We start from the raw sequence: 19,273 nt of genomic DNA, 5'->3' as shown, positions 1-19,273 counted from the left end.
TTACCCATTCTCCAATCCCAACAGCCGCGCCGCATTGGAAAAACAGATTTTCTCCTTATCGCTTTCTGTCAGAAACGGCAATTGCAGCAGAAACCGAAGTTCTTCACCCTGATCCATCCATGGACTGTCCGATGCAAACAGCAAACGGTCCGCCGGATGTTCCTTGAGGATGCGTTCCCGGAATGTCCCGGGCATCTGGCGCAGCACAAAGGCCGTGTCCAGGTAGATGTCCTGACCCAGCAGATGTTCCGCCGTTTCCTCGTAAGCGTCTTCCCCTCCCAGATGGGCAGCGATCATGCAGAGTTCCGGAACGGCCTCGTGAACCGCGGCGAGACCCTTCGGCGTCCCATGGACCGGATAGGGAAGCCCCCGATCGACCCCGGCATGGAAGAGAATGAACATGCCTTCCGCCGCCGCCCTCTCATACAGAGGATACATCCGGGGATCATCAACAAAGAAATCCTGATAATCAGGGTGAAGTTTAAAACCCCGAAATCCTTTTCGCTTCAGCATTCTCATCTGCTCGGGGCTCAAGGGGTCGGCGGGGTGCATGGCGGCAAGCGCTTCAATGCCCGGTTGCCGAATGGCTGTCAGCCATCTTTGAATAGATTCAACCTGTTCCGGCTTCGTCGCCACGGCCGCCACGACGGAAAGATCGATCCCGGCAGCCGCCATGGACCTTTTCAGTCCCTCCAGGGTGCCGTCCGCACAGGCGCCGATCCCCGACCGCCGGCAAACCGCCGAGACCGTACTATGAGCCACACGGTCGGGATAAACGTGGGTATGGAAATCGATCTTCACAGTCCCCTGCCTGCCCTTAAGTCCTGCTTATCTCTTCCATAATGACGACTTCCGGTTTTCCCACGACAAAGGAAACACTTTTTGCAAAAAAGCTTTTAAGATAAGGTGTGGAAGAATGAAACTTTAAAGAATCTTCGTCCTTGTACTGTTCGACTACGACCAGAGTGTTCGGGTCGGCCTTTTCTCTGTTCAGAGAATACAACACAGTTCCTTCCTCTTTGGCCACCCTGGACATTAACTCTTTAAACTCTCCTAACGCTTCATCCATTTTTCCTTCCACAATCGGCAGCCTGGCGATAAGCGTGATCATTTTTCTACCTCCTTTTCTATGATGACCAGGTGATGTCTATAACACGACGCCCGGACCACTATCAAATGCCACAACAACCAGAGAACACAGTTCAGAAGTTGTTTAATTCCCCGGGGAACATCCCCTGCCTGCCACCATACTCAGGCTCGCAATGACTGGTATCTTTCTATTTCTTGTTGCCTGCCGCTGCAGGCCTGGCTTTGATTGTAAAGACATCATCTGCGAAACCGGCGCATTCAATATAACTGCCCCGGGCGGCATATGCATCGCCTGTATCGAGCGCGCTGTCATAGGTCGCGGTTTCATCGGAAGAGAATATGATAATTCTCCCCCGTTCAGGTTTTGTAAAGCTCAGAACCATGCCTTCATCAGCCGCGAGCCATTCGTTATATCCATCGCTCCCTATCCTCAGGGAATTCTCTCCGGTCTTCAATGCAGCGGCACTCTCTTTCGGACTGTATGCCATGTCGGAAACCCATGCCCATGTGGCCCCGTTTTTCTCAAAAAGGGTGAGTTCCGTCTGGTCGCGGATAGAGTCGAAGGGCATGCCGGCGAATTCAGGGGAATCGATCCTCTTGAGACCATTAAAGAACACATATCCCGGCAGGTCTTTGTACAACAAGGATTTTGTATAATGGGATTGCGTCACCGGAATCGACTCAAAAGGAGAAACATTGCGCCGCAGCCAAACCTTTCCATCCATATCGATCTTGAGACGTTGCGGGTTTTCAATTGGCTTCACTTTTTGCATAATGATGCTATCGATCCCGAATGACGCGATGGAGGTTATCAGATAGCTCTCCCCGCCTGTGCTGCCGAGATAGAAACGGTTGCCCTTAGTATCGTGATAATAGCCATTATTATAGACGAGGACCGTTGCCGCTGTTTTCTTATGTTCCTTGAAGAAGAACAGAGTGGCGCTGTTCTTGTCCTTATCAAAGACAATCCGGCCCAATTTAGTTTCGTTGGCATAATGACCGCCAAGGGAAGCATAATCCTGCGGCAATTTCTGCGCCTCCGGCGGTATCGAAACGGTTTTTTCTTCTTTTGCAATGAGCTTTTTTTCAACCAGTACCGCATCCAATATGTCGAGCGCTATTTTCATTGCGCCGCTTTCAGCTCCCGAGGCAATAACGGCAACAGATATTTTCTTGTCAGGGACCGTGTAAACCATAGAAGAGTAATTTACAGTGCCCCCGCTCTTGCCTAATATCTGAATTCCCGCCGCATCATACCGCGGAACGCCTATAAGGTCCCAGCCAAGTCCATATGAAAATGAGGGTTTTTTGAGGACGGTCGCAAACGCCGAAGGTTGCGCCTTTTTCATCTCCACGAGAGATGATCCCTTCAAGAGCTTACCCCTCGTTAAAACACTATCCGTAAAACGGCAGAGTTCCTCGGCAGTTGATGACAGTCCGCCAGCACCCAGGAGAGAGATTGATTCGGGCGGATGAACTTTCGCGGTTTCAGGGTCATAGTACAGGGCTATGGGCCTGCCCATCATCTCCCCCAGGCCCATGCCGGTGTTTTCCAGACCCAGCGGCTTGAAGATCCTCTCATTAAGAAAGTCCATGTATCTCCAGCCGCTTACCCGCTCCACTATCATTTCCGCCAACGTGAACCCATCATTGCAATACACTGCCATTGCACCCGGGGCATGTTTGAGGTGCGCGCGGGCCAAAGTGTTTATCGTTTCCTGCTTGATATTGTCATCGTACCTGAACGTGAAGGAATTCGCGCTCTCGGTCCCCGGCATGCCGGATGTGTGGTTCAATAGCATTCTTACGGTGATCGTCTTGTATCTGTGGTCAGCCATCTTGAACTCCGGAAGATAGTCCGTGACAGGCCGATCAAGGGAGACCTTGCCGTCGTCAACGAGCAGCATGATCGCGGTTGCCACATACATCTTACTGATAGAACCTATATTGAACAGCGTATTTCTGTCGACAGGGATACTCTCCTCTCTGTTTGCCATGCCAAAGCCTTCGGCGTAAACAACCTTGCCATTGACCTTTATGGCAACGGTAGCACTCCCGCACTGGCCGCTGTTTATGGCCCGCCAGACCTCACTTCGGGCCGTGGTAACAGCATCTTTATGAAGATCGGGTTGTATCTCCGTCGTCTTGCCTGATGCAAGTACTGTTATCAGCATGAAGCACAGCCAAACCGCACCGATACGTCTGACTCTTGACATTACACCCTCCCTTTCTTGTCCTGGCAAAAAATAGCTTTTTACTGGAAAGGAGTATAAAAAGACCGGCCTTGCATGTCAATCAAATGCGAACGGAACATGCGAGGTTCGAAAAATGACCCACCCCGGAGGCGGTCTATGGTAAGTTGGCCCCTCAAAGAAAACCGATGGGACCTGGGGCGGGAAAGAGATACATAACATTCGTTCAAAAGGTAAATAACTTTTCCGGGCAAGCTTCCATCCCTTCCTCCCGGCAATGTCCCTGCCCTGTTCTTTTGGAAACTAAGAATATGGAAGGCGTGCTTATTATTGACATTTTCGGGGGAGAGGAATACCATTTGCGTAATACCACCTGCGATTATCATCGCTCGTTCAAATCTGGCAGAAAAAAGACTGTGAAGATGTGAATGGCTTTCCCAGGGTTGGTCTGGCAGAAGAAAGTGCACAGAGATGCAGAGGGCATTCCCGAAGATGACGATCCAGACTCCAGGCAACCATATGATGGGATCTTTATACAAGACGACATACCAGTCGGCGGCACTGGCTTTCACACTTTACGTCTTGCTCTTTCTCTTTGTCGACCGCCCCGTCAGTATGTGGCTGCATGCCTGCTGCGCGGACAACCAGGTTCATCAGGCTGGAGTGTTCTTCTCCACGCTGGCCTACGGCGCGTACGTTAGTCTGGCATTGGCATTGGCGGTCGTTGCCGTTCTCGCAGCCGATCCAGGTCGAGAGAGGCCATGGACCGGACCCGTGTTGTACGTCTGTCTCAGTTTGGCCATTGCCTGGTGCGTTGGGGACGGCCTGAAATATCTGCTCGGACGTTACCGGCCCGTTATGCTCTTTGAGGACAACCTCTACGGATTTCACTTTTTCTCGACACAGTGGCGGATGAACTCAACGCCTTCGGGCCACACCCTCAGGGCCTTCGCCGTATGCACTTCGCTGTCCGTTCTATTCCGGCGGTATGCGGGTTATTTTATCGCACTCGCCACACTCATCGGCCTCAGCCGTATTGTTGTGACGGATCACTACGCAAGCGACATCGTTTTCGGCGCCTTTATCGGAACCTTCTCCGCCCTGTGGACAGCCGCCCTCTTCTTCCGGGATGAGGGGCAGGAGCATTCGGGTACACGAGGGAAGGACCGGTAACATATAACTATGATGCAACTGGTCAGGACAGGCAGAAGATAATGACATGGCCATGCTAAACGTGATAGAAACAGACAGAAGATAACCCGTTTTTCGGGCAGACTGGCTTTTACGCCCCGGAGGGCACATGAATGAAAACCGTATTGTGCGCGGAATGCTGTCCGCAGTTTTCCTCCTTATCGCCTTCGGCGAGATAACACATGACTGTCTCGATGTGTTGTAACCAATAAGACATACTGACAAACATGCAGGGCGGTCCCGAATTCCTTACTTTTTAACGAATGTCTTTCTCGGCCCCCGTGGGTTAGATTCCCCCACGAGGGGCTTAAGTTATTACCCATTGAAGGTTTCAGTATGCTGGGGTTCGTCAAGTCCCCCACCTGCCCCTTTGCAGATTATTATTAATGTTCTGCTTAATCTGCCGATAATTAGTTCGAAGCGGAGTTCGTTTCCAACATTCCGGGTGAATAGTGCCGGAACTGGAACACCAAATTATTTAAGGAGGGGTTGAAATGAGAAAGGTGTTGTGGGTGGTAATGGTGTGCTGTTTTTTCCTGGGCCTTGCAATGTCGGATACCTATGCGGCAGGTCAGGCTGATGCTAAGACACTCATCCAGAAAGGTGCGGCGTTCTACAAAGCCAACGGTAAGGACAAAGCATTCGCGGAATTCACAAATCCAAAGGGGCAGTTCACGAAAGGCGATCTCTACATATTTGTCGTCGATTCAAAAGGTAAGGTCTTTGCTCACGGCGGCAATGCCAGGCTCGTAGGGAAAGACATGTCCGAGTTGAAGGATGCCGATGGCAAGTTCTTCATGAAAGAGATCATAAAGACCGCAAATGAAAAAGGGAGCGGGTGGGTCGACTACAAGTGGACGAACCCGGTAACCAAGAAGGTCGATAGCAAGACCACATATGTGGAGAAGGTCGATGGCTATGCTTTCGGATGCGGCATCTACAAGAAATAAAATATCTCGGAAACACCGTACAAACGATAATGGCAGAATGTCAATGGGGCATTCTGCCATTTTTACCTCTGGAAGGAGGGAGATGTGAAACACTATTTCGTGAACCTTAAGTTATCAAGAAAGATCTTGTTCTCGCCCATGGTTGTCCTCGCCATGTTGATCGTATTTGGGGTTGTTGCATATCTCGGGATGATGAATCAGAAAAGTGCCATGGATGACATGTATCACGATACGTTTGCCAACTATCAAAAAGCCTCCAAACTAAAGGACGAACTCACGAATGTGCACGCCAATATCTATAAAGTGTTGAGTTGGGCAAATTCGAATTATAACAAAGATAAAGTGGAGGCACTGGGAAAAACACAACTGGCGACGCTTCAAAAGGCCATCACGGATGTCGAGAATCACCTGAAACGGAGTAATATAGGAGCGGAGGAAAAAAAGATCTATGGCTTACTCCTCAACAACCTTAGAGAATACAACAAACCGGTAGAAGGTGTTATTGACGTCGCGTCCGTCGATATCGCGTCCGCAACAATGTTCATGGGAACAACAGACGATAAATTCCAGGTGCTGAACAAGAATCTCACTCAAATGATGAACCAGGAAGACAAGCGGAGTGAATCGAATTACAAATCTTCCGTTGCCAGCTACCGCCGTGTGTTCGCGTTGTCTATCATTGTCCTTGTCATAGCCATAATAGTCTCTATCCTGGCCACCGTGCTTACCACACGAGTTATCCTTGAACCCATTAACAAGACCGTGCAAATGATCGGGGATATCTCCCAGGGGAACCTTACAAAACGAATAGAGACAATCTCACAGGATGAAATAGGGTCAATGGCGCGAATTTTTAATGATTTCGTTGGAACCCTGCATCATACAATATCCCGGGTAGCGGATAGCAGCAACCGTGTTTCAGATGCTGCGGCAATGCTCGACAACGGCGCAGAGCAAATGGCTGCGGGCATCGAACAGGCCACGAGCCAGGTCAATTCGGTCGCGACCGCGAGCGAAGAGATGTCTACGACTTCCTCCGAAATAGCACAAAACTGCGTACGGGTTGCAGGAAGTTCTGAAAATGCCAATAATTCCGCTCGAACCGGGGAAGAGATCATTACAGGAACGATATCCGTTATGAACTCCATCAACGAACGGGTGAGGGACTCCGCTCAAATCATTGAGAGCCTCGGCATGCGTTCAGAACAGATAGGTGCCGTGGTGGGCCTTATCAATGAAATAGCCGACCAGACGAACCTGCTTGCCTTGAATGCGGCCATCGAGGCAGCGCGGGCCGGCGAGCATGGCAGAGGTTTCGCCGTCGTTGCCGATGAGGTCAGAAAGCTCGCGGAAAGGACTTCCCATGCAACCAAGGAAATAAGCGAGACGATCATAGCAATGCAAACCGAAACAAAAAATGCCGTCAATTCTATGCAGGAGGGAGTGTCCGAGGCCCGGCGCGGAGCGACTGAGGCCACCAAGTCGGGGGATGCGCTTCACGACATATTGAATCAGGTTAATGTGGTGACAACAGAGATAAATCAGATTGCGGTCGCATCGGAACAGCAAACAGCGACGACAAACGAAATAGCCAACAACATACAGCAGATATCCGAGGTCATGGCCGAAACCGCGCGGCAGATCCAGGACAATGCGAATGCCGCTTCCCAATTAGCCGGGCTATCCCGGGATCTGCACGACGTGGTCGGACAATTCACCTTGTAAAAGGAGGACAAGACCACGCCAGGATACGAGTTGGGAACGGGGATGCCCTTTACATTTTCACTTTCTCAAGGCGGGACCTCTAGCCTGCCAGTTGATGTTGTCATGATCAACCCCAGGATGAAGCAAGATGCCGCCCCGAGAAGGCCTTCTGCGATCATCGGGGGGGTTCGGAAAACGACAGAACGTGAAGATGTATAGGGCATCCCCAAGGTTATCCGCAGTCTATCATGTGTGGCAGGGAGGGTAGGTAATCCGTTTTAATCGAACACCGAATCCGGCACAAGGGCAAAAGGTGTTCGAGGTTGAGCGGATTTTACAACCTGGGCAAGTTCTCTTTTGACTCTGGCTAATTCTATTTCCGTTTCTGATAGAGCTTTCTTTGCAGTGCCTACCAAAGAAAGTCTTCCTTTTCTTGCTTCTCTGACCCAGTAGGTTATTGTTGGCTTTTTTACCCCCACTGAACAGTTTTGAGTCTTTTTTCCCTTCCCGGAAGTAATACTCTCATACCTGGGTCCGGTAAGGGGTAGGAAGAGTTCGTTCAGGAGGAGTTCTTGGAAAAAGATCGCGCCTTTCGTTCCATGCTTTTTGCGCTTTGGTCGGTTCTCTTATGCTTCGTCGGGTTGAACCCTGTCGGGATGTTCCTGTTCCTGTGGGTGTTGGCCATCCCGGCATGGGTGCTGGCCTGTCTCGGACTCTATCACGGGATGAAAGCTATCCTGTTGCGTGAACCCCGTCGGGCTCTCGCGATCCTTGGCACCGTGATCTGCACGGCAGTCGTATTGTTGCCCCTGTACCCCGTAGTCTGGCAGTGGTATGTCCATCATCACCCATGACTTACCCCCCCCCGGACTGCACAGAAAAAAGGAGGGATGATCATGGGTGGCTATAAGGCACGAGTCTATTACGATCTGGAAGGAATACCCCATACATGGGTTCAACTCTCGGGATCCGATGGCGCTACGGAAACCAAGGGCTTCGCTCCAGCGGTATACTCACCTGTGTGGAAAGGGCGTGTCAACGACGATACCGATCATCAATGGACCCTGTACCGCGAATATGACATAACCATGACCCAATACCGGGAAATGCAGCGTGTCATAGACAATTGGGAAGGCCGCGACCTGCCGTACGTCTTCGGACAGCGTGATTGCCGCGACCTTGTAAGCGATGTGATGGCACAACGTGGAGGGCGTGGTGGCGCGAGCAGCTACACATTCAACAGCCAGGCTGAGATCACCTACACCGTCGAGGGAAGCATCACGATATTCAAGGAACTTGGAAATGATCCGAACCTGCTCAATGATCTTTCAACGAAGATACGTTCCCAGGGCCCGGGCTGTGATCTCCTCAATGGATATGAAGTACAGGAAGCAATGGAAAGCGGCTACTGGCCTGGGCCGTACAGCCATTCTCCGGGCATGTGAAACCGATTACCCTCTTTGCCGGGGTCAGTCGAGTTTATGTGATGCCAGACGGATGATAGTTTTCCGCTATTTTTATTATGTATGGAGGCGACGGAATCTGCTGCACATCGAAGGCGGCATTTCCGGCATGAGAATGTGAGAATGCGAGGGACATCCCCAAGAGTCCCCTGCCCCCTTGGCCCCCTGGTAGCCTCCTCATCTCTTCAGCTCCCGATAGAAGTTCTCATGGACGCCCAGACCAAGGAGGAAGAGCGCCTGTTCATCATACCCATAGGCCAGAAGGAACTGCTGGTCAAGGACAGGGAATTTGTATACCCGTACACCAGCCAGATCACCCTTCCTCTCTTCGCCGCATGTTGGATCCGACATGATATGCCTGATCGCGTCGTTGACCGGCTTGGCCTGATTACGGTGAAGCTTCCTGTAGACACGCCTGAAATATGGCGACTGGACAATGTTCATTCTTCAGAGCGGAATTCGAAGGGCTCGAACTCGCCCTGCTTCTTCGCTGCCAGGATGTCCCGGATCAACTCACCCGGAAGGTCCGGGTTGTCCAGGGCAGCTTTTCCGATCCGGGCCCAGTAAGCCACCTGCAGGGGAACGGTCCTGCTTTCGGCTTCCGCGCTCTTCCTGGCCGCATTGTACAATTCATCGTCTATACGGATCGCTATGCTCATGTTATTCACCTCTGTTACAATTGTAGCACATTGAAACGGGAAAGCAAATACAGTCATACTGTAGTTCCTCAAACCAGCGTCGGCACTCAGGCTTCCTTCACTCTCTCCGTCACGATCCGCTGTGCCGATGCGCCTTCAATTGCCTTCACGGCTATGGTCTGGACCTGCTGTACCGATTCGTCCGCCTTTTGCGTCAGCTGCCGTATCAGTTCCTCTTGCTCCCTAATCTTTGACTGCAATGCCTCCACCGCCTACTCGTGGAGCTTCTGCTCTCCCTCCGTCTCTTTCTGGATCAATTGCATCTCATGTTTCAATTTGAACTCGATCCTTTCCGTTTCCGTCTTCTCCGTGTCCTTGACCGCCTTTTCCAGTTCCTTCGGGAATAGTTCTGACGATCCTGGAATGCTCTGTACAAAATGAGAACGCGTATACCCCGGGAACTCAGACAGCGCGGAAATGAGAGAAAAGGGCTCAGGGCGGATCCTAACCCCTGAGCCCTTTTCTCTCCATACGAAACAACACAAGATTGACAGCCCTGAAACGCGGCGAGCCAAGAACTCTGACAAGGCCCTGGCTTGCGGTCCAGGCGATGACGGCGATCAAAAGGATCGCAAGCACAGGTGGCAAGGGAATAGGGAGGTATGCCTGCAAATATCCCATGGCCATGACGAACGCATAATGGCAAAGGTATATGCCGTACGTATCGGCGCCGGACCCGACCATCGCATCCGTCAGCCGGTTAGTTCTCTTGAGGGCGATCAGCCGGTAGGCTGAGGCGAGAACGAGATTGGCGCAGAGGAACTGGAAGGCAAGGCCGCCCGCCAGGAAATAGCCCCGAGGAGTGTATCCATAAACCTGTAATTGGACATGGGTCTCGACGGCGTAGGGTATGAAGGATATGGCAGTTGCCGCGACGAGAGGAATGACAGACCGCGACATTCTTTCGATCACAGTGGTCCGGTCGCCAAGCCACACGCCCCAGAAGTAGAACAAAGACCAGGCAGCGAACAACTTGCCCCAATGCCATTCGAAGAAATAACCGTCGGCCCCTCTCGTCCACAGCAGGGTGTCCGATATTACGTAGAAGACAATCGACAGGATCGCCGCAAAAGCGATGATCGCATTGCCGGCTCGTCCCTTGAGAAACCGGCTGACCAACCCGTGAAGGAGGAGAAGCTGCAGGAGGACAAAAATGAAATAGAGATGGACATACCCGGTGGCAATGTTCCACAGGGAGCTGAAAGACCACAAGGGTGCGCCGAAAAAGATCTTCACCAGGAACATGTAAATGATGTTCCATGCGAGGAAGTTGACAATGATCGGGGCGCTCCTGTGCCTGAGAGTGCCGGCGAAGGCAGTCTTGCCTTTCCCGGACGGAAGACCCCCACCGGCCAGGTATCCGGAGATGATGAAGAAAAGGGGGACCGCAAAACGGACCGCCGATGAAACCGCAGCCGCCCGCCACGGGTCCTCCCGAAAAGAAACCATGTCACTGGAATGACACAGCACGACAAAGAACATCGCGAAGGTCCTTGTGAGTTCTATCCATTTGAGGCTGCGTTTTTCCACTTTTCATCCCGGGACGTCTCGAAGACCGGTCTATACCCTAACAGGACCAGGGGCAAGCCGAAAAGAAAATGTGACGAATCCCCCCCCGTTGGATTCGTTTCTTCCGCGGAGAGCCCTGGGGGGCCTACGGGACATCCTGTGTCCCGCGGGTGCCCTAAGGAATAGCATCTGCCTGATACCACCGACAGCCATCATTACTCGTTCAGGCTTGGTAGAAGAGAGAATGTGAAGATGAGAAGGGCGTTCCTAAAGTTCCACCGATGCCTCCTTAACCAGCAGCCAGAGAGACACTCGCCAATAGGTTAATAGCTCTTTCGCGCGAGCCTCAATCTTTTACTCCCGGTAATGCCTCTGCCTTATTCTCCCAGGAAACTGAAGACCTTCGCCAGTTGACACGTGTATATTATAGAGATATACTTTAACCATGATATCTGACCTTCTCCTGAAGTGCACCGGGTTCGAATGGGACAGGCACAATTCAGAGAATATCAAAACACGGCACAACGTGACACCGGTTGAATGCGAACAAGTATTCTTCAATATTCCCGTTGTGTCCGGTGACGACGAAAAGCACTCGGAGAAGGAAAACCGCTTCTACGTGTTAGGCCAGACGGACTCCGGCAGGCTATTGTTTCTGGTCTTCACGGTTCACAGGGACAAGGTACGGATCATATCTGCGAGAGACATGAACAGGAAAGAAAGGAGGTCCTATCAAACCCATGAAGAAGATCCCCCGGTTCAAGACTGAAGAAGAGGAAAGAGATTTCTGGAGGAGTCACGATTCCACGGAATACGTTGACTGGAAGAAGGCACGAAGACTCACGCTTGCCAACCTGAAACCCTCCGTGAAAACGATCTCTCTCCGTCTTCCTGAATCCATGCTTGAAGAACTGAAGCTTCTGGCAAACAAGCGCGACGTACCCTACCAGTCTCTGGTCAAGGTCTTCCTGTCTGACAGGATAGAACAGGAACTCGCGGCCAAGGGGCATGAGAAGTCATTGCATCGGATCGCAGACAAGTCCGGCTCCCGTTGAACTTCGGCGTTATCGGATAGCAAGTAGACTTATGGCATGGCAACGAGGAGAAAGGACCTTTGGGGACACCCCATTCTCAGGTTTTTCCTGTCCTGCCGGCGGTCACGGGAAGCTGTATCCTCTTTCCTCAATCAGTTTCCGCCCTCGTTTCACGGCCATGCTCACCGCGGATGCGGAGCACCCCGTCCACGTCCTGCCATGAGTTCACGCGCCTGCCGAGAATACGAGTTGGGAACGGGGATGCCCCTGCCCGGCGCAGGGCCCTGGTGAATAACGCGAAGGGGGCATCAGAGCGGTAGTTATTTTATTATTAAACCCGAACGTCCCCCGCCTGTTCCGTGGGTCAAGCCCTCAGGTAATCCAGCACCTCATAGACCTTCACTTTTTCCAGTGCCGCGTCGATCTCATATTCTCCGACTTCCTTCAAATCAAGTTTGTACTGGGCGGCCTTGCGCGTTCTGTCGCTGATCAGAATGCCGTTCGGGAATGGCTTCGCGAGGGACTGCAATCTAAAAACAGTGTTGACGGCATCACCGATCACCGTATAGTCCATTTTCTTATCGAAGCCTATGTTCCCTATGACGGCATCACCGGTGTGTATTGATATGCCCATTGACAGCGGCACCCCTATCTCCTTGAGGAAATAATCGCTCACATCTTTCATGGACGACTTCATCTCAAGTGAAGCGAAGATGGCATTGTCGGCATCGGCAATATTAGAAATCGGCGCTCCGAATAACGCCAGAAAACCGTCTCCGAGGTATTTGTCAACGATCCCCTGGTGCCTGAAAACTATTTCTCCCATGACGGAGAAGAAATAGTTTATCATGGGAACCGTCCTGTGCGGACCTATGTTCTTGGCCAGCTTCGAAAACCCTCTTATATCGATATTGAGGAATGTCAGGGACCTGAATTCATTGACCGGCGAAGCGCCGGCTGCCTCGGCGTGGATGATCTTGTCGACCACCTCCGACGGCACAAACTTCTGAAATATTTGGCGAATACCGCGCTCGTGCTCTGCCATGGAAACTGTTTCCGCATAGAGCCGCGAGTTCTCAACAGCAACCACCAGTGACGAAATAATCGACCGCAGGAGATCCTCATCGCTTTTGACGAAATCTCCGCTCTGTTTGTTCAGCAGCTCTATGATGCCCATCACTTTCCCTTGAGATATCATGGGAACACACAGGACGGATCTTGTCTTGAACCCTGTGGTCATGTCTATCGAAGGAAAAAAATGGGGCGAATTCTGAGCATCGTTCACCATGATGGATTTCCCCTGCGCGGCTGCATATCCCGCTATGCCCTGTCCCAGCTTGATCGTCGATCCCTCGAGTACGGCGACATCGACGCCGAAGGTGATCTTGAATTCCAGCTCACCGTTGCGGACAAGGAACAGGGAGCCGGCTTCCACCTCCATTGTTCCCCGTATCATATCCATAGCGTACTTCAGAACCTCATCGATATTGAATGTCGATGCCGCGAGGGAACTTCCGATCTGTTTAAGCGTATCGAGCTGCTGGTTCCTCCTCGATACAGAAGCCGACAGCCGTATGCGCTCGACGACAAATGCCACGCTGTCCCTCGCCACATCGATAAACTGCGCTCCCTTATCCAGGTCGGCAAGACTCGGTGCGCACAGGACCATCACGCCCTTGACCTCGCCGCTCACCCGAAGGGCGGTCACGATGGCGGATTGGGCGAACTTATCACAGAAGATCTTCTTTTCAACAGGCTCCGTCAGGCACTCCACATCCTCCAGGAGGAGCGTGGTCCCCTGCTGCATGACCTTGTCGAAGATCGTACCCCGATAGTTGAAGTTCATCTCCCTCGACAAATCGGTGGACTCTTTTGATGAAAAGTCGAAAACCGTGAGTTCGTCGGGTCTGTTGTCGTCGCAGGTGAGAATAACAGCAAGGTTGTAGGTCATAATCGACTGGATCTCGTGCAGGATAGCGTAGATGAGCTCGCTGTCTTTCAGGCTCGAGTTGATAGTTTTGAACATGTTGATCGTCATTCTCACGATTTCGTTCCCGAGTTCGTTCTCCTTGAAAAGCCGGATGTTTTCGTAGGTGAACGCGGCATTGCTTAAGAGGGGTGTCAGGACCTCGACATCGTGCTGGGTAAAGACCGTATCGTTGTTCCTGCGCGATATATTGATGACACCGATAATGTCACCGATTGTCTTGAGTGGCATACAGATAAATGACTTCGTGGAATACGGTGAACGATTGCTCCTCCCGAATCTGCTGTCCTTTTCGATGTCTTCCACGAGAAGGGCCGATTTGTTGATAACGGCATATTTGGCTATGCTTGTATCAAAAGCGACTGCGCTTTCAACCTTCACCCCATCTCCAAGCCCGATTTGGGCCTTGATCCTAAACGTCTTGCGCTTCGGACGGTCAAGGATCATCACTGAACCCACGTCGGCCTTCACAAGCTTCAGAGCACGTTCCAGAGTAATGTAGAAGAGCTCATCGGTATCGAACGTCACGTAGCAGAGATCTGAAAGCTCTTTGAGCGTCGATATCTCCGACGTCTTCTGCTGAAGCTCCGCAAGGGTGTTCCTGAGATGGTCCCCCACCGCATTGAAGGTGTCGACTATGCTGCCCAGCTCGTCCGGGTTGTCCTGCGACTGGGAGCAGGACAACTCCGATGCCGCCCTCTCCGAAAGCCCCGCCGATACCTTTGTGAGCCTCGTGAATACCGTCCTTAAGATAAAAAAACCGACAACCGAAAAAACGAGGAAGCCGGAAAGGAATACCGGCAGGGAACTGTCCTGGATGATGTCGTACTTCACGGCAAAGAAAAGGAAGCCGAAGGTCGGAAAAATGAAAAACAGGCCCGTGCTCAACATGAGCCTGTAATAGAGGTCTTTCTTTTTCATGAAGATCCTGCCAAATCCGGTCTCGAGATTCCTTTTAGTCATGTCCCCTCACCTCCTGTCATCCTGGCTTTGGTTTCAGTTATGAACCCGGGAAAAACGATCTTCCAGCGAAAATAATATCATACATCCGCAGTTTCCGGTAAAACTTACTAAAGATATGGCCTGTTCTCTATGCCTGCACGATAATGGAGTAGCCAAACCCAAATCCTGCAAAAAGGAACAGACCATATACAAAGTATACACCGTATTCCCGGAACCGTTGAAGCCTGCGGGATCACGGGGGATCACGGGGGCATCCTGTAGTCCTCCTGGATGCCCCTGGAAACTTTTGGCTGGATAACCCGGGAAATGGCCTGAGACGGCTGCTTTCGTTCACTGGCGAAGGGTTCCTATTTCAACTCCCTGATCTTCAGGAACCAGCCCCCCACCGTGGAGGAGGCGGCATGCTCCGTCCGGAGGCCGACATATGTCTCCTGCGAATGGGCCATGAACTACCACGGGCTGCTGCTCCAGGTCCCCCTGACATGCACGGCCGTCACGCTGCACTCCACGTGCGGGGCACGCAACAGGATCGGCTACGGCGACCGCGTCATCGAGTACCCCTCGATTGCCGACAGACTCTTCTTCGGGTTCGATACGGCAGATGGGATCAGTATCGCCGCCGCCGAGAAGGCCCTCCTCGACGCCGTGTCCCTCAGGAAATATGTCCCCTTCAGCGACGAACTCGAGACGGATGTTCTCGACCCCGCAAAGCTCAGAGAAATGGCGGCACCCTTCCCGTCCACAACCCGGGACATGGCGCTTGCATTGACCCTTTGAAATGAACCGCGGGGAGGGAAGGATACAGCTTCTCGTGATCGCTCGCAGGACGTCTTGTGGTCTGACGGTCCCGTGAGACATGTGCGTGGAATACACGCTACGGGAATCTGTCAAGAATCAACCCGTCATCTCCAGCAGCCGGTCCGTTTCAAGACCGCCCTCTACAGATGAAAGGTTACAAGTTCGTTCAGGAGGCCGGTTGTTCTCAGTCTAAAACTCCGGTTGAGAATGCCCCTCTTCTCCCATTCGATATCCAGAAGGCCCGTAAAAACGGCGAAGCCCTGGAGACAGCGCCCGGTGTAGCAGGAGCGAACAATTTCTTCCGGGGTTGTATAGTGCCGTTCCGATTCCACCTCCGAGAGAATCGCGGGAAAGGCTTTGAGGAAGTGGTCTTCATAGAAGGAAGGAGATCGCCATTCGTTCCCGAAACGGTAAAACAGCCAGAGGCTGAAGAGAAACGACTGCTGAATGATCGTGAAATCCGGGTAGAGACCGCGGAACGCCCAATTGTATTTCTCTGTGAAAGCACGGAACAGAGGAGGATAAACAGCAGCCATCCCGCCCTGGCTCAGAAGTTTGCGGCATCGTCCCGTCAGGACAAACCGGCCACGGTGCTTTCGAACCAACCCGGCAAAACCGCTCACGACCCGTGTCACATGGAGGTCGAAGAAGTCGGTTTCGCTCCGAATACCCGGTCGAAATTCTCTCTCATCGTCAGATAGATGGGTAAGGGCCGATTGCCGGACGAAACCGAGGGGAAGATTGCCGGTTGCTGTCGCCTTGAGACCGTCCTCTCCTATGGCCGCGAGAAGCAAGTCGAAAAGCTTCGCCATGGGAGAATCCGGAGGCGCGATGAGATGCAATGGGAACAAGACCAGGTCCGGCGAGGAAAAGGGAAGGTGCAGAAAACGATACATTTGTTCGGGAGAAAGCCCGGCGAAATCATCCAGAGGAGCCTGGTTCTTTCGGGCGGTATGCCCTTCGATGAAGACCTGCGCCTCTTCGAGCGAGCCGAACTCTCTGTCCTGAACGGCGTGCCTCAATTCGTCCAGAGCACCAACCGGACGCACTTCCTCCGATGCAGGAGCTGTCTGTTTCCCGTAACAGCACCGCTTGTACTTCTTTCCGCTCCCACAAGGACAGGGGTCGTTACGCCCTATCTTCACCCTCTTCGGAGTGACCGCGGCCCCTTCTGTCGAAGCCTCCTGGCGGTCGGCAAACTCTTTGGCCAGTTTTTTGTCCGCGCAGCGCTCACACCAGTAATCACCTCCTGACTGGGTGAAGTTATCGGTGCCAAGCCTGATGACCCTTCCGCAGATTGCGCATTTCGTCGGTCTATACGCAGGAGGGTTATCGAGTTTTTCAAAATTGTACTCATTGGTACCATACCAGACGTACATCTCCGTCTCGAACTCTTTCCGGCACTCCGGACAGTCCTTCCAGTGGCCACGATGTCCCTCCGCATAGTGGAAGCCGCAGAGTGTGTAGCGTTGATGGTTCCGCGAACAGCTGTTGCGTTCATAGGAAAAAGGGATGTATTCCGCCTCGTCGTCGCAGATCCAGTTTCCGCAACATTCTGTCTTTCTCAGTTTCCCCTGTTTGCCGCAGATACCGCACTTCGGTGTTCCGGTCTTTGGTTTCTGTCCGGCCATATTGTTCATTTCCCTCCCCGGTTTCTGCTTGTTTAACACTCCGGCAAAATCACTCTCCCGGAGACATCAATCATCTTATCGCACCCGGTTTTATCATGCAAGGGCACGATGAAAAGTGAGGTCCGTTACTACCCTGAAAGCCCCGTGTCGAGGACGAAACCAGGCGCGCATGACACATGAAATGACGGGAAGGGTATTGGGGAAATCTGGTTTCTTGGTTTCTCGTCCCCCTGGCTCCCCCATTGCTCGTTCAGACGTGGCAGAGGCTGAATAGCTCCTCGCTAAAGGGATTGGTAGATTGAGTTATTTACTTGTTAACGAACGTGCTTGCCCTCGTGCTCCCGGCCTCTGGTGCCCTATTCATGTCTTGATCAACCCGGGTTCCCCGCTGGACTCAACCCTGTAGGCCTGAGCTTGTCGACGGGACTTCACGATCTCCGAGAGCTTCCCGTTCTGGTAGGAAAGAGCGACTCCGTCTTCAATACCGATGCCCGGTTTCATTCTATTGGCTCGGATATGGCCTTGAAACGTCAGGGCCCCTTCGCTGTCCAATACATAATGTGGACAGAAGCTGCCCTCTATAAGGCCGAGACACTTCAGTGGGACGTACCGATCCGCAAAGGAGTCTGAAAGACCTTCTTCGAAGAAGCACATTGCACCGGCACTAATACCGCAAATGGCAATACCGGCTTGGTAGGCCTTCCGGATAGCACGGTCGATTCCCCATTCTCTCCATAAGGCCAACATGCTCTTTGTGTTTCCCCCGGTGATGTATATGCCGTCTTGTTGGAGCAGATGCAGCTCAACATCTTTTGTTTCCGCTACAAACACGGAAACATGGCTCGTAACGGCGCCCTGACTCTGATAAAAGGAATGAAATCTTTCAATAGTATCCTGCCTGTCGCCACAAGCTGTAGGCAGCAGACATATCTTCGGATTGCTCTTTCCGACCTTCTTCAAGAAAAACTCGTCTATCATTTGACTTTCAGGTTCCAGAGTGTAGCCCCCGGCACCTACTACGACTAGCTTTTTCATGGCCCTTCTTGATTCGTAACATTTGGCTCAGCCAGGACGATTTCTGTACAGGTCACAGATGCGTTATGCCTGGCATGGCGTGCGCACAGTAGATCATTACTTGTACCTGGAGATCAAGGCAATTTGCAGTCAAGAAAGAGGTACTTTTCGCCCCGTGAACCGTTTTCCCGTTCCTAGATTAACATGGAGGGCCTCTTCCTCGCTATGACCGAACAATGCGAGAACGATCACATGGTGGAGCACACCTGCCGCATTAAGGCGGGCGTGTCGTGGCATGAGCACCTCTGTTGTTGACGATTGGCCCAGGGGCTTTCGCCCCGTGCTGACATCTCCGGCCTGTTTCCTGTGTATATTACTTCTTCTGATGAAAATTGAGGTCCATTACTACCCCAAAAGCCCCGCGTCGAGGACGAAACCACCCGCGCATAGCCACTTGAAATGACGGGAAGGGTATTGGGGAAATCTGCTTTCTTGGTTTCTTGGCAACGTCCCCCTGGCTCCCCCATCTTCCGCATGAGGGTCCTGACGTGGATCCTTCCCGCCTTGTAACCCCTGCTTCCCAGTTCGTTCCTCATGCCCCGGGAGCCGAGGTGGGGCATATCGAGGTGGATCTCGTCTATTGCGCGCATGAGTTCCCTGTCCCTCACGGAGAGAGGGGCAGGCGTATAGTAGACGCCTGAACGGGAGAGATCGAGTATCCTGCACTGTGCCGTCACGGGCAGAGGGTCCTTTCTGTCGATCATTTCTTTGCGCCCGGCCCGGCTATGCGCCCGAGCGCGCCTGATAAAAAATCGTTCTCCATGGCAAGCCGGCCGATCTTGGCGTGGAGTTCCTTGATATCGGGACCCTGGTCCGTTCCCCTGTCCTTCGAGAAGACGTCGGCGGCGTGTTCCAGGAGCTGTTTCTTCCACTCCGTTATGAGGTTCGGGTGGACCTGGTACCGCTGGGACAGTTCAACGATCGTCTCTTCTCCCTTCAGGGCATCCAGGGCTACCTTTGCCTTGAATGCCGGCGAGTGGTTCCTTCGTG

20 protein-coding genes are annotated in these 19,273 nt (G+C 52.4%); 8 read left to right on the top strand and 12 right to left on the bottom strand.

What is annotated here, in order from left to right:
• The 3 genes from PHC90_04340 to PHC90_04330 form a co-directional block, all read right to left on the bottom strand.
• Complete coding sequence (locus PHC90_04340) at nucleotides 1-801, bottom strand: amidohydrolase family protein (protein MDD3845570.1); 801 nt, start codon at nucleotides 799-801, stop codon at nucleotides 1-3.
• A gap of 16 nt (nucleotides 802-817) precedes the next feature.
• Nucleotides 818-1,111, bottom strand: a complete 294-nt coding sequence (locus tag PHC90_04335) for a putative quinol monooxygenase (GenBank protein MDD3845569.1) — start codon at nucleotides 1,109-1,111, stop codon at nucleotides 818-820.
• Nucleotides 1,112-1,277: 166 nt separating this feature from the next.
• Nucleotides 1,278-3,305 (bottom strand): serine hydrolase, encoded by a 2,028-nt coding sequence (locus PHC90_04330; protein MDD3845568.1) that lies wholly within the window; start codon nucleotides 3,303-3,305, stop codon nucleotides 1,278-1,280.
• Between the two features lie 495 nt (nucleotides 3,306-3,800).
• Here PHC90_04330 and PHC90_04325 point away from each other — a divergent pair, with 495 nt between their 5' ends.
• From PHC90_04325 to PHC90_04305, 5 genes are all read left to right on the top strand, one after another.
• Nucleotides 3,801-4,454, top strand: coding sequence for a phosphatase PAP2 family protein (locus PHC90_04325; protein ID MDD3845567.1), 654 nt, complete (start codon nucleotides 3,801-3,803; stop codon nucleotides 4,452-4,454).
• Between the two features lie 512 nt (nucleotides 4,455-4,966).
• Nucleotides 4,967-5,422: a cache domain-containing protein gene (locus tag PHC90_04320; GenBank protein MDD3845566.1), complete on the top strand. Its 456-nt coding sequence runs from the start codon at nucleotides 4,967-4,969 to the stop codon at nucleotides 5,420-5,422.
• An 84-nt stretch (nucleotides 5,423-5,506) separates the two neighbouring features.
• Complete coding sequence (locus PHC90_04315) at nucleotides 5,507-7,147, top strand: HAMP domain-containing methyl-accepting chemotaxis protein (GenBank protein ID MDD3845565.1); 1,641 nt, start codon at nucleotides 5,507-5,509, stop codon at nucleotides 7,145-7,147.
• A 551-nt stretch (nucleotides 7,148-7,698) separates the two neighbouring features.
• The gene (locus PHC90_04310; protein ID MDD3845564.1) at nucleotides 7,699-7,980 is read left to right on the top strand and encodes a hypothetical protein; all 282 of its coding nucleotides are present in this window, start codon (nucleotides 7,699-7,701) and stop codon (nucleotides 7,978-7,980) included.
• A gap of 42 nt (nucleotides 7,981-8,022) precedes the next feature.
• Entirely contained in the window at nucleotides 8,023-8,571 is a 549-nt protein-coding gene (locus tag PHC90_04305; GenBank protein ID MDD3845563.1) for a hypothetical protein, read from the top strand.
• Between the two features lie 195 nt (nucleotides 8,572-8,766).
• Here the strand turns inward: PHC90_04305 and PHC90_04300 are convergent, their stop codons facing one another.
• The 4 genes from PHC90_04300 to PHC90_04285 form a co-directional block, all read right to left on the bottom strand.
• A complete protein-coding gene (locus tag PHC90_04300; protein ID MDD3845562.1) occupies nucleotides 8,767-9,033 on the bottom strand; it encodes a type II toxin-antitoxin system RelE/ParE family toxin in 267 nt (88 codons plus the stop codon).
• Nucleotides 9,030-9,248: a hypothetical protein gene (locus PHC90_04295; GenBank protein MDD3845561.1), complete on the bottom strand. Its 219-nt coding sequence runs from the start codon at nucleotides 9,246-9,248 to the stop codon at nucleotides 9,030-9,032. Before PHC90_04295 ends, PHC90_04300 begins: the two co-directional genes overlap by 4 nt.
• A gap of 86 nt (nucleotides 9,249-9,334) precedes the next feature.
• On the bottom strand, nucleotides 9,335-9,487 hold the full coding sequence (locus PHC90_04290) for a hypothetical protein (protein MDD3845560.1): 153 nt from the start codon (nucleotides 9,485-9,487) through the stop codon (nucleotides 9,335-9,337).
• A gap of 244 nt (nucleotides 9,488-9,731) precedes the next feature.
• Nucleotides 9,732-10,817: an acyltransferase gene (locus PHC90_04285; GenBank protein MDD3845559.1), complete on the bottom strand. Its 1,086-nt coding sequence runs from the start codon at nucleotides 10,815-10,817 to the stop codon at nucleotides 9,732-9,734.
• Nucleotides 10,818-11,241: 424 nt separating this feature from the next.
• Here PHC90_04285 and PHC90_04280 point away from each other — a divergent pair, with 424 nt between their 5' ends.
• Both PHC90_04280 and PHC90_04275 read left to right on the top strand, forming a co-directional pair.
• Complete coding sequence (locus tag PHC90_04280; protein MDD3845558.1) at nucleotides 11,242-11,565, top strand: BrnT family toxin; 324 nt, start codon at nucleotides 11,242-11,244, stop codon at nucleotides 11,563-11,565.
• Entirely contained in the window at nucleotides 11,537-11,851 is a 315-nt protein-coding gene (locus PHC90_04275; GenBank protein ID MDD3845557.1) for a BrnA antitoxin family protein, read from the top strand. The genes PHC90_04280 and PHC90_04275 overlap by 29 nt, the downstream gene beginning before the upstream one ends.
• Nucleotides 11,852-12,194: 343 nt before the next feature.
• On the opposite strand, the gene PHC90_04270 is transcribed toward PHC90_04275, so the two are convergent.
• Complete coding sequence (locus PHC90_04270; GenBank protein ID MDD3845556.1) at nucleotides 12,195-14,780, bottom strand: GAF domain-containing protein; 2,586 nt, start codon at nucleotides 14,778-14,780, stop codon at nucleotides 12,195-12,197.
• Nucleotides 14,781-15,224: 444 nt separating this feature from the next.
• Between PHC90_04270 and PHC90_04265 the strand changes: the two genes are divergently transcribed.
• Nucleotides 15,225-15,557: a hypothetical protein gene (locus PHC90_04265; GenBank protein MDD3845555.1), complete on the top strand. Its 333-nt coding sequence runs from the start codon at nucleotides 15,225-15,227 to the stop codon at nucleotides 15,555-15,557.
• 161 nt (nucleotides 15,558-15,718) lie between these two features.
• Here the strand turns inward: PHC90_04265 and PHC90_04260 are convergent, their stop codons facing one another.
• The 4 genes from PHC90_04260 to PHC90_04245 all read right to left on the bottom strand — a co-directional run.
• Nucleotides 15,719-17,218, bottom strand: coding sequence for an SEC-C metal-binding domain-containing protein (locus PHC90_04260; protein MDD3845554.1), 1,500 nt, complete (start codon nucleotides 17,216-17,218; stop codon nucleotides 15,719-15,721).
• A gap of 351 nt (nucleotides 17,219-17,569) precedes the next feature.
• On the bottom strand, nucleotides 17,570-18,244 hold the full coding sequence (locus PHC90_04255; GenBank protein ID MDD3845553.1) for a Type 1 glutamine amidotransferase-like domain-containing protein: 675 nt from the start codon (nucleotides 18,242-18,244) through the stop codon (nucleotides 17,570-17,572).
• 227 nt (nucleotides 18,245-18,471) lie between these two features.
• Nucleotides 18,472-18,987 carry a hypothetical protein gene (locus PHC90_04250; GenBank protein MDD3845552.1) on the bottom strand — a complete coding sequence of 172 codons (516 nt, stop codon included), beginning with the start codon at nucleotides 18,985-18,987 and terminating at the stop codon, nucleotides 18,472-18,474.
• The coding region (locus PHC90_04245; GenBank protein MDD3845551.1) for a transposase at nucleotides 18,984-19,273 on the bottom strand (290 nt) is incomplete at its 5' end. The genes PHC90_04250 and PHC90_04245, both read right to left, overlap by 4 nt.

The organism is Syntrophorhabdaceae bacterium (assembly GCA_028698615.1).
In the GTDB taxonomy this organism is placed as follows: Bacteria; Desulfobacterota; Syntrophorhabdia; order Syntrophorhabdales; family Syntrophorhabdaceae; genus Delta-02.
This window is presented reverse-complemented; position numbering and strand designations above follow the sequence as displayed.